The sequence below is a fragment of the Massilia forsythiae genome, assembly GCF_012849555.1.
GTDB lineage: Bacteria > Pseudomonadota > Gammaproteobacteria > Burkholderiales > Burkholderiaceae_D > Telluria > Telluria forsythiae.
In genome coordinates this window covers 2707312-2717635 of record NZ_CP051685.1, presented here as the reverse complement: position 1 = coordinate 2717635, position 10324 = coordinate 2707312, and the positions used below count along the sequence as shown (strand labels likewise).

9 protein-coding genes are annotated in these 10324 nt (G+C 68.2%); 2 read left to right on the top strand and 7 right to left on the bottom strand.

Features of this window, described 5'->3' with window-relative positions; translation table 11 throughout:
- Window positions 1-13: 13 nt before the first annotated feature.
- The 5 genes from HH212_RS11715 to HH212_RS11695 all read right to left on the bottom strand — a co-directional run bounded on the left by HH212_RS11715 (window position 14) and on the right by HH212_RS11695 (window position 4211).
- On the bottom strand, window positions 14-2401 hold the full coding sequence (locus HH212_RS11715) for a methyl-accepting chemotaxis protein (RefSeq protein ID WP_170202635.1): 2388 nt from the start codon (window positions 2399-2401) through the stop codon (window positions 14-16).
- Between the two features lie 87 nt (window positions 2402-2488).
- Complete coding sequence (locus tag HH212_RS11710) at window positions 2489-3085, bottom strand: chemotaxis protein CheW (protein ID WP_170202634.1); 597 nt, start codon at window positions 3083-3085, stop codon at window positions 2489-2491.
- A gap of 1 nt (window position 3086) precedes the next feature.
- Window positions 3087-3455 carry a response regulator transcription factor gene (locus HH212_RS11705; RefSeq protein WP_170202633.1) on the bottom strand — a complete coding sequence of 123 codons (369 nt, stop codon included), beginning with the start codon at window positions 3453-3455 and terminating at the stop codon, window positions 3087-3089.
- Window positions 3456-3494: 39 nt separating this feature from the next.
- Window positions 3495-3881, bottom strand: a complete 387-nt coding sequence (locus HH212_RS11700) for a response regulator (RefSeq protein ID WP_170202632.1) — start codon at window positions 3879-3881, stop codon at window positions 3495-3497.
- 177 nt (window positions 3882-4058) lie between these two features.
- The gene (locus HH212_RS11695) at window positions 4059-4211 is read right to left on the bottom strand and encodes a rubredoxin (RefSeq protein WP_170205400.1); all 153 of its coding nucleotides are present in this window, start codon (window positions 4209-4211) and stop codon (window positions 4059-4061) included.
- Window positions 4212-4393: 182 nt separating this feature from the next.
- On the opposite strand from HH212_RS11695, the gene thiD reads away from it, so the two are divergent.
- Window positions 4394-5119 carry a bifunctional hydroxymethylpyrimidine kinase/phosphomethylpyrimidine kinase gene (thiD, locus tag HH212_RS11690; protein WP_308633262.1) on the top strand — a complete coding sequence of 242 codons (726 nt, stop codon included), beginning with the start codon at window positions 4394-4396 and terminating at the stop codon, window positions 5117-5119.
- 59 nt (window positions 5120-5178) lie between these two features.
- Window positions 5179-6474, top strand: coding sequence for a glutamate-1-semialdehyde 2,1-aminomutase (gene hemL / locus HH212_RS11685; protein ID WP_170202630.1), 1296 nt, complete (start codon window positions 5179-5181; stop codon window positions 6472-6474).
- 120 nt (window positions 6475-6594) lie between these two features.
- On the opposite strand, the gene HH212_RS11680 is transcribed toward hemL, so the two are convergent.
- A complete protein-coding gene (locus HH212_RS11680) occupies window positions 6595-7887 on the bottom strand; it encodes a PepSY-associated TM helix domain-containing protein (RefSeq protein WP_170202629.1) in 1293 nt (430 codons plus the stop codon).
- Window positions 7888-7955: 68 nt separating this feature from the next.
- The gene (locus HH212_RS11675; RefSeq protein WP_170202628.1) at window positions 7956-10163 is read right to left on the bottom strand and encodes a TonB-dependent siderophore receptor; all 2208 of its coding nucleotides are present in this window, start codon (window positions 10161-10163) and stop codon (window positions 7956-7958) included.
- Window positions 10164-10324: the final 161 nt, after the last annotated feature.

Here is a 10324-nt window from a genome sequence, read left to right as displayed (position 1 = left end):
GCGGAAATGGCTATCAGGGGGCGACGCGGAAGCGCGACACCGAATTCTTCAGTTCCTGGGCCAGCTCGGCGAGTTGACGGATCGACTGCGCGGTCTGCTGGGTACCGCCCTGGGTATGCTCGTTGACGGCCAGGATGTGCCGCATATTATGCGCCACTCCATTGGCCGACGTCGCCTGCTGGCCGGTGGCGATCGCGATCCCCTGGATCAGCTCGGCCAGGCGGTTGGACACGCGCGAGATGTCGGCCAGCGCCGCGCCGGCGGCGTCGGACAGGCGCGCGCCCTCGACCACGCCCTGGGTCGAGCGTTCCATCGCCGCCACCGCGTCGTGGGTGTCGGTCTGGATGGTGCGCACCAGCGCGCCGATCTGCTTGGCGGCGTCGCCCGAGCGTTCCGCCAGGCGCTGCACCTCTTCCGCCACCACCGAGAAGCCGCGCCCGGCCTCGCCGGCCGATGCCGCCTGGATCGCCGCGTTCAGCGCCAGCACGTTGGTCTGTTCGGTGATGTCCGAGATCAGTTCGGTGATCTCGCCGATCTCCTGCGACGATTCGCCCAGGCGCTTGATGCGCTTGGAGGTGTCCTGGATCTGCTCGCGGATATCGACCATGCCGCGGATCGCATCCTGCACCGCGTTGGCGCCCTGCTCGGCCGCCGCCACCGACTGGCGCGCCACCTCGGCCGACTGCTTGGCCGAACTGGACACCTCGGTGATCTGGCCGGCCATGCGCAGCACGGTCGACGAAGCGTCCTGGATCTCGCGCGACTGCTGGCCGGCGGCGACCAGCAGCTCGCCGGCGACCTTGTGGGCGCCGTTCGAGGCCGCCGTCACCTGTTCGGCGGTGCCGATCACGCGCACCACCAGGCCGCGCAATTCCTCGACCGTGTAATTGACCGAGTCGGCGATGGCGCCTGTGATGTCCTCGGACACGGTGGCATGCACGGTCAGGTCGCCGTCCGCCACTTCCTGCAGTTCGTTCATCAGGCGCAGGATGGCGGCCTGGTTCTGGTCGTTGGTGGCCTTGGCTTCCTCTTCCTTGGCTTGCGCCAGCAGGCGCATCGCCTCGGCTTCCTGGCGGCGCGCGTCGGCGCCGCGGGTGCGGTTGCGCGAATCCTGCAGCATCACGCGCGAGATGCTGCCGGCCATCGCCAGCGTGAAGATCGAGGCCGCCACCAGCAGCCAGAACCAGGCGCCGTTCTCGGCGCCGCGGTAGTCGCCCTGCAGGTTCAAGAGACGCGTGCGCAGGTCCTCGTTGTCGCGGAAGATGGTCTGCTCGGCGCCCTTGGCGGCGTTGAACTTGGCCAGGTTGTCGAGGAAGGTAGCGACCACGCGCTGGCACACCTCGAATTTGCTGCGCACCTCGGCCAGCCTGGCGCGCAGGTCGGCATCGGGCAGCGCCTTCAGGCCGAGCGCATCGCTGCCGTTCAGCAGGGCGTCCACGGTGACGCGGAAGGTGGTGGTGTCGCGCCCCATCTGGAACGCGGTCTCGGGACGGATGCCGCCCGAGGACAGGTACTCGCCGGCGCTGCGCGACAGGCGCTGGCTCAGCATCATCAGGCGGCCGAGCGCGGCCAGTTCGCGCGGACTGCCGCCGCGCGCGCTGCGCTGGGTCAGCACCTCCTCGGTCAGCGCCAGCATCTCGGGCGACAGCTGGTCGAGCTGCTTGAGGTTCTTGTCGAACGCGGTCAGCTCGGCGCGGGTGGCGAGGATGGTGGCGGCGGCGGCGTCCGACGCCGCCCACTTGGCGCGCGCCTTGCCCAGGCTGGCGGCGGCCTCGCCGGCGGCGGCCGGGATGCTGCCGTTGCCGAACTCGCCGCCCTGCGCCAGCAGCGCCAGGTCGCGGTTCAATTGGCGGCGGCTGTCCTGCAGCTGGTCGAAGGCATCCGGGATGCCCTGCATCGCATTCGGCGCGGCCTTGCCGACGCGCTGCGAGTGCATCAGCGCCTCGCTGGCGATCTGCGCCTGGCCGGCCGCGACCGCGCCGCTGCCGGCGTTGCGCCACAGGGACAGGATGGTGAGCAGGATGCCGATCGCCAATGCGCTCAAGAGGATGCGCAGCTGGCGCGGCAGCGACAGGTGGCCGATCAGCGGCAGGCGCAGGTCGTCCGCGGCGCCGAGGGCGGCCGCTGCTGCTGCAGCGGCGCGCTGCTTGCGGCGCGGCAGGTTGCCCAGGCGCAGGGCGGCATCGTCGGCGGATCCGGCCGGCGCAGCGGCGGCCGGCGCTCCCGCGGCGTGCTGGGCGGCGGCCGCGCTGCCACCGGCGGCGGCGGCCGGTATGCCGCCATGCCCCGCGCCCGCCATCAGGCCCACGCCGAACTGGGTGTCTGGCGACGCCAGCACGGTATTGCCGTCGTCCTTGTCCTTGGGGAGGAAATGTATCGAGAGTTTTGAGGCGAGTCCCATGCGAGCAGCTCCAGTCGAACCTGTTGTATCAGTCGGTGTACGGCGGGCGTACGGTTTTTGTGCGCCCGGGGCGCGGCGTCGACGCGGCTACAGCGCGACCTGCAGGAAGCGCTCGTCGCGCGCCAGCGCCGCCAGCGCCAGCGGCGTCCAGACCTTGCCGCCGGCATCGACCAGGCGCCCGCCCGCGCCGTCATCGTCTGCAGCGTCGAGCGGGCGCATGTCGGCCGCCTGGCGCAGTCCGGCCACGCGCGTGGCCAGCAGCCCGCAGGGCAGGCCCAATCCGGGGGCCAGGGTGACGATGCGCGCCGAGGCCGGGATCGGCGCGGCAGCGGCAGCGGCAGGAGCGGCCGGCGCGCCGTCCGCATCCCGTTCGGCGAAGAAGCCGGCCAGGTCGACCACGCCCACCAGGTTGCCGCGGATGCTGGCCAGGCCCAGGTACCACGGCCGCGTCAGCGGCACCGGGCTCAAGACCGGCACCGGCACGATTTCTCCGGCTTCGGCCAGGTCGAGCAGGTAGGCCGCGCCGCCGATCTCCACGCCCAGCTGATGGGTACGGGCGCCGCTGCCGGTGCGCGCCGCCTGCACCCGCTCGAGCAACTGCTCCTGGTAGCGGCGCAGGCGCGTGCGGCGCGCGGCGGCGGCGTCGCGGCGCGCGTCGTCGGGGGCCTGGGCGCTGTCGAACATGCTAGGTCCCGAGCGTGGCGATCCTGGCCAGCAACTGGGCCGGATCGACCGGCTTGACGAAATAATCCTTGGCGCCCTGGCGCATGCCCCAGATGCGGTCGGTTTCCTGGTTCTTGCTGCTGCAGATGATCACCGGCACCGCGGACAGCTCCGGGTCGCGCGCGATCGAGCGCGTCACCTGGAAGCCGTTGGCGCCGGGCATGACCACATCCATCAGGATCAGTTGCGGGCGTTCGGCACGGATCTTTTCCAGCGCGTCGGCGCCGTTGTCGGCGGTGGACACGGAAAAGCCGTTGCGCACCAGGATGTCGGTCAGGTAATAGCGTTCGGTCGGGGAATCGTCGACGATCAGGATCTTTTGTATGGCCACGATGGGTTCCGGCAAATCGTTGGGAGGCAGCCGTTGCGCTCAGGCGGCGGCCGTATGGTCGCGCACGGCGGCGAGCAGGCTGTCCTTGGAAAACGGCTTGGTGAGATAGTCCGACGAGCCGACCATGGCGCCGCGCGCGCGGTCGAACAGGCCGTCCTTGGACGACAGCATCACCACCGGGGTCGCGTGGAATTTCGCGCTCTTCTTGATCAGCGCGCAGGTCTGGTAGCCATCCAGGCGCGGCATCAGGATGTCGCAGAACACCAGCGCCGGATGATGGTCGTTGATCTTGGCCAGCGCGTCGAAGCCGTCTTCGGCCAGCACCACCTGGTAGCCGGCCTGGGTCAGGAAGATCTCGGCGGAGCGGCGGATCGTGCTGCTGTCGTCGATCACCATGATCTTCGGCCCTGTCGGTTGCGTCGTCATATTAGTTTCACTTCAGCATGAAACTGCACGATAGCATAGGGCGCCGGGCTTGTGCGCAAAGTGTTGCAATGCGTCAACTCGACACCAGCCAAGTTTTCCGCAAAAAATTTTGGCCGCGCGGCTTGCCGTTATTCAAGCGGCAAGCCCGGCGCGGCCGGAGGATCGGTTGCGGCCCGGTCAGATCGCCGTCATCTCGAAGTCGTCCTTGCGGGCGCCGCACTCCGGGCAGGTCCAGTTCATCGGCACGTCCGCCCAGCGGGTGCCGGGCGCGATGCCGTCTTCCGGGCTGCCCGTGGCTTCGTCGTAGACCCAGCCGCAGATCAGGCACATCCAGGTCTGGTAAGTCTGTGTTTCGTTGCTCACGTTTCGGTTCCCTGTATCTAGTAAAATGCGAAGTCAGGTATCTTAATCTACCCGCTGTGCAAAACCAACCGTCTCCTCTCATCCTCACGTTCGGGCCGGCAGACCCGGTCGGCGCTTTGGGCATCCAATCGGATGTGGCCGCATTCGCCATGCACGGCTGCCACGGCCTGTCGGTGGTCACCGGACTGCTGGTGGCCGATTCGGCGCGCGTCGACGACATCCAGCCGGTCGACGCGGCCGCGGTCTCGGCGCAGGCGCGCATGCTGCTCGAAGACATGCCGGTGTCCGCCATCAAGGTCGGCGCCATGGTCGGGCTGGAACAGATCGCCGCGATCGCCGAAATCGTCTCCGACTACGCCAACCTGCCGCTGATCCTCGACCCGTTCACCTCGGCCATGCCGGACTGCCTGCGCGACGACGACATGCTGACCCTGCTGCACCAGCTGCTGGCGCCGCAGGCCAGCGTGCTGATGCTGTCGCAGGCCGAGCTGGCACGCTTCGCCGACTGCTGGCGCGAACCGGGCACCGAAGCGCCCCTGCAGGAAGACGTGGACGAACTGATCGCCTTCGGCTGCGGCCACGTGCTGGTGACCGGCACCGGCGGCGGCGACGGCGCGCGCACCAACAACCTGTACGGCGGCCACGGCCTGCTGGCCAGCCTGCCCTGGGGCCGCCACCTGCCCGGTCCCTTCATCGGCGCCGGCGGCACCCTGTCAGCGGCACTGGCGGCGCACATGGCGCGCGGCGCGACGGCCGCCGACGCGCTGGCGGCGGCCCAGGACTACACCAGCGGCGCCCTGCTCAACGCCTGCCGCTTCGGCATGGGCAAGCTGGTCCCCAACAAACTTTTCCGCATGCCTGGCGGCGGCTGCTGACGCCGCGCGCGTCGCCCTTCCCCGCCGGCGTGCGTCCCACCGCATCCAACCACGACACCATGACTCCAGATCACCATTCCCAGAACGACATCCTGTTTGCCCGCGCCCAGCACAGCACCCCCGGCGGCGTGAATTCCCCGGTGCGCGCCTTCCGCTCGGTGGGCGGCACGCCGCGCTTCATCACGCGCGCCGAAGGCCCGTATTTCTGGGACGCCGACGGCAAGCGCTACATCGACTACATCGGTTCCTGGGGCCCGGCCATCGTCGGCCATGCGCACCCGCAGGTGGTGAAGGCGGTGCAGGACGCGGCCGCGCGCGGCCTGTCGTTCGGCGCGCCGACCGAGGGAGAGATCGAGATCGCCGAGGAACTGTGCCGCCTGGTGCCGTCGCTCGAGCAGGTGCGCCTGGTCTCGTCCGGCACCGAGGCGACCATGAGCGCGCTGCGCCTGGCGCGCGGCGCCACCGGCCGCGACAAGATCGTCAAGTTCGAAGGCTGCTACCACGGCCACGCCGATTCGCTGCTGGTCAAGGCCGGTTCCGGCCTGCTCACCTTCGGCAACCCGACCTCGGCCGGCGTGCCGGAAGATTTCGTCAAGCACACGCTGGTGCTCGACTATAACAACGTGCCGCAACTGGAAGACGCGTTCGCGTCGATGGGCGACAGCATCGCCTGCGTGATCGTGGAAGCGGTGGCCGGCAACATGAACCTGATCCGCGCCACCCCGGAATTCCTGCAGCGCATGCGCGAACTGTGCACGGAATACGGCGCCGTGCTGATCTTCGACGAAGTGATGTCGGGCTTCCGCGTCGGCCTGGGCGGCGCCCAGGAATTGTACGGCATCGTCCCCGACCTGACCGCGCTGGGCAAGGTGATCGGCGGCGGCCTGCCGGTGGCGGCCTTCGGCGGGCGCGCCGACCTGATGGAAAAGATGGCCCCGGTCGGCCCGGTGTACCAGGCCGGCACCCTGTCCGGCAACCCGGTGGCGGTGGCGGCCGGCATGACCACGCTGAAGCTGGTGCAGGAACCCGGCTTCTACGACAGGCTGGCGGCGCAGACGAATAAACTGGCGGACGGCTTGACGGCGGCGGCGCAGGAGGCCGGCATTCCGTTCTGCGCCGATGCCGTCGGCGGCATGTTCGGCATGTACTTCTCGTCGCACGTGCCGGCCAGCTACGGCCAGATGATGGCTGGCGACAAGGCCAGGTTCAACAGCTTCTTCCACGGCATGCTGGAAGAAGGCGTGTACTTCGCGCCGGCGATGTTCGAGGCCGGCTTCGTCTCGGCGGCGCACGACGACGCCGTCATCGCCGAAACCGTCGAAGCGGCCCGCCGCGTGTTCGCGCGCCTGGTGTAATTGATGAATTCGGGGTCAGAGCACTTTTGAATTCGGGGTCAGAGCAGAATGCCGCTTCGGCATTCTGCTCTGACCCCGAATTTCCGAATTGTGCTCTGACCCCGAATTTCACCCCGAATTTCAGGCGCCGCGCATCACCGCTGCCTGGCGCTGGATCGCCGCTACCTGGCGCGAGGCGCGCTTGCGCCACCAGATGATCACGCCGGTCACGCTCAGCATGGCCACCACCAGGCCCATCGCCGAGATCAGGATGCGCCCCGGCAAGCCGAGGATGCGCCCCGAGTGCAGCGGGAACTGGGCCTGCACGAAGATGTCGGCGGCGGTGCCCTTCCACGGCTGGCGCTGGCCCAGCAGGCGGCCGTCGACGCCGTCGTAGTACAGCAGCGCCGGACCGACGCCGCCGGCGCCGTGGTCGTCGCCCGGCTTGTACAGGCTGACCATGTAGATGCCGAATTCCTGCGAATAGTAGACGCTGCCGACCGGCTCGCTCCAGTTGCGCCGGCCTGCTTCCGCGCCGGCGCGCGCCGCGATGTCGCCGAAGGGCACGCGCGGCTCGACCAGGTGCAGCTTGTCGGCCATCGGGCGGGTGTCGAACGGCGTCGGCGTCACCTGCGACATCTTGCTGATCACCGGATAGAAGATTTCGTTGTACAGGTTCAGCGAGAACGCGGTGAAGGCCAGGATGAACAGCAGGATCCAGGTCCACAGGCTGAACGCCCGATGCAGGTCGAAATTCAGTTTGCTGCTGCCGCCGCGCCAGCGCACCTTCCAGGCCGGCTGCCAGCGCTGCCACCACGATTTGCCGGCGGGCCCCCTGGCGACGCCCGCCCCGGCCGCGGCCGCAACAGCCGCTGCCCCCTTGCGGCGCACCGGCAGCGTCAGGTAGAAGCCGACGAAGCTGTCGACCATCCAGATCATGGCGATGCCGCCCATCAGCCACAGGCCCCAGCGGTCGATGCCCCACAGTTCCGGGATGTGCAGCGTGTAGTGCAGGCGGTACAGGAAGGAGACGAAGGTTTCCTGGGTGATCGGCCAGACCGCGCCCCACTCGCGCTTGCCGAGTTCGGCGCCGCTGACCGGATCGACGAAGACCTGGTTGAAGCCCGGCTTGGTGAGTTCCCCGGTGGCCTTGTCGAAACGCGGCGAGACGCCCAGCGCCAGCGATTCGCCCGCCTCCACATGCAGCGGGATGAAGGAGACGCGCACGTCCGGATAGCGCGCCTCGACCTGCCTGGCCAGCGCCAGCGACGATTGCGGCTGGCCCGGCGTGTGCGCCTCCATCAGGTGCGGGTTGAGCACGTCGTCCAGCTCGTGGTCCCACGAGATGACGGCGCCGGTCACGCCGCTTATGAACAGGAAGCCTGCGGTGAGCAGGCCGAGGTAACGGTGAACCAGGGTCCAGAAGGCGCGCATTGTAACCTCGCATCGAATTGAACAAACCCGCACCGGCACGTCTGGCGCCGGCGCGGGCGGGAGCGGCATCAGAACCGGTACTTGAAGGTCAGCGACGCGCTGCGCGGCGCGCCGTAGGTGATCTGGTTATAGGCCGCGAACATGGTGAAGTGCTTCTTGTCGAGCAGGTTGTTGACGTTGAGTTGCGCCGACAGGTTCTTGCTGAACTCGTAGCGCGCCATCAGGTTCACCAGGCTGAACTTCTCCTGCTCGATCAGGCCGTTGCTGTTGGCCGGCGCAGTCGGATCGACCGTATAGGTGCGGCCTTCCCAGTTGACGCCGCCGCCGACGGTCAGCGCGCTCCACGCTTCCGGCAGGCGGTAGGTGGTGAACACGCGCAGCAGGCGGCGCGGGTAGATGCTGTTGAAGTCGACGCCGCTGGCATCCTTGGCGCGGAACTGCGAGTAGCCGGCGGTGGCGTTCCAGCCCGGCGCCAGTTCGCCGGTCAGCTCCATCTCGAAGCCTTCGCTCTTGGCGCCGCGGCTGGCGACGTAGTACGGCTCCAGTGCCAGCGGGCCGGCACCGTCGCGGTCGACCATGCCGCCGGCCTGGCCCAGCTTGTCCTGCTCGATCTTGAAGACGGCCAGCGAACCGTTTACACGGCCGTCCAGGAACTCGCCCTTGACGCCGGCTTCGTAGCTCTTGCCCTTGATCGGGTCCAGGTTGTTGCCGGCCAGGTCTTTCAGGTTCTGCGGCTGGAAGATGTCGGTGTAGCTGGCGTAGACCGAGTAGTTGTTGTTGATGTCGTACACCAGGCCGGCGTACGGGGTGACTTCGTGGTCGCTCTTCAGGCGGTAGGCCGTGGTGTACAGGCCGCGCCCGGTCTTTCCGTAGTCGGTGACGCGCGCGCCGACGATCAGCTTGAGCGGATCGGCCAGCGAAAAGCGCAGCATGCCGTACAGCGCTTCCTGCTTGGTCTCGCTGCTTTCGTAGAAGCTCAGGCCGCCGAAGGTCGGGGTCGGGTAGGCCGACGGGTTCCAGGTATTGAAGTTGCCGACCGCGGTGCTGGCAGTACCGTAATCGTAGGCGCGGCTGTCGGAGCGGAACTCCTGCTTCAAATGCGTATAACCGAAGGCGGCGTCGTGCTTGCGGCCGGCCAGTTCGAAGGCGCCGCTGGCCTGCAGGCCGAAATTGTCCTGCTTGGTCTTGGTGTGGTAGGTGCCGGTGTAGGCGTCCAGGGTGGTGCCGGTCTGGCGGTTCGGCACGCCGGCCAGGTACAGCAGGTAGGAATCGCCGGTGCGGTCGCCGTGGTCGTAGGTGGCGCGCAGCTTCCAGCCATTGTCGAAGCCGTGGTCCAGGCTGACGAAGGCGTTGTCGTAGCTGGTCGGCCAGCGGGTCCAGTCGGCGGACGAGGTCTTCGACACGTCCCAGTCGGTGCGGCTGCCGTCGCTGTAGAAGTACGGCAGGCCGCCCCACATCGGGTTCTGCGCGCGGTTTTCCTGGTGGCTGTAGCCGGCCGAGAGCAGTGTCTTCGGTCCCAGGTCGGCTTCGACCGTGGCGTACAGGGTCTGGCTCTTGTTCTTCAGGCGGTCGACCCAGCTGTCGGCGGACGTGTATTCGCCCACCACGCGGCCGCGGATCGAGCCGTCCGTGTTCAGCGGCGTGGACACGTCGCCCAGCACGCGGCGGCCGTTCCAGCTGCTGACGGCGGCTTCGACGTTGCCCGTCACGCTCTTGCTGTCGGCATGCTTGCGCACCAGGTTGATCGCCGCCGACGGATTGCCGGCGCCGGTCACCAGGCCGGTGGCGCCGCGCACCACGTCGACGCGGTCGTAGATCGCCAGGCTGCCCAGCACCTCGCCCGCGCTCCAGGATTGCTCGAAGGTGGTCGGCACGCCGTCGATCTGCAGGTTGTCGATGTCGAAGCCGCGCGCGGTGAAGCCGGCGCGGCTGGTTTCGTACTGGTTGACCGAAATGCCGACCACGTTGTTGACGACGTCGCTCACCGTCACCAGGTTCTGGTCCTCGATGCGCTGCTGGGTCACGATGGTGACCGCCTGCGGGGTCTCGCGCACGCTCATCGACAGCGGCGTGGCGGTGCGGTCGCGCCCGGTCGTGTACAGGCCGCTGCCTTCCGTGGTCTCGCCGACCTTCTGGGCGCGGATCTTGACTTGCTGGATGTCCTGGCCGGCGTCGTCGGCCGACTGCGCCTGGGCGATCAGCGGGAGCGCGGCCGCCACCAGCAGGGCGATACGGTTCAGGTGCGGGTTACGGCGCTGGCGGGCGTGCGCGTGCATGTTCATGGATTCCTCAGTAATGGATAAGCGAAATGGTTATGTGATCGGCTGGGGTGGCGCAGGCGCCGCGAACAGGCGCGCAGGTGGCGGACAGCGTGAATCAAAACGCAAATGATAACAATTCTCATTACAAAGTCAACATGCATGAGGTGAATACATGA

Bases quoted from the DNA above. Each gene is read 5' to 3' on its own strand.
- HH212_RS11675 (WP_170202628.1), bottom strand. From the start codon at position 10,163: ATGCACGCGCACGCCCGCCAGCGCCGTAACCCGCACCTGAACCGTATC.
- HH212_RS11715 (WP_170202635.1), bottom strand. From the start codon at position 2,401: ATGGGACTCGCCTCAAAACTCTCGATACATTTCCTCCCCAAGGACAAG.
- hemL (WP_170202630.1), top strand. From the start codon at position 5,179: ATGACTCCAGATCACCATTCCCAGAACGACATCCTGTTTGCCCGCGCC.
- HH212_RS11710 (WP_170202634.1), bottom strand. From the start codon at position 3,085: ATGTTCGACAGCGCCCAGGCCCCCGACGACGCGCGCCGCGACGCCGCC.
- thiD (WP_308633262.1), top strand. From the start codon at position 4,394: ATGCACGGCTGCCACGGCCTGTCGGTGGTCACCGGACTGCTGGTGGCC.
- HH212_RS11695 (WP_170205400.1), bottom strand. From the start codon at position 4,211: ATGTGCCTGATCTGCGGCTGGGTCTACGACGAAGCCACGGGCAGCCCG.
- HH212_RS11680 (WP_170202629.1), bottom strand. From the start codon at position 7,887: ATGCGCGCCTTCTGGACCCTGGTTCACCGTTACCTCGGCCTGCTCACC.
- HH212_RS11700 (WP_170202632.1), bottom strand. From the start codon at position 3,881: ATGACGACGCAACCGACAGGGCCGAAGATCATGGTGATCGACGACAGC.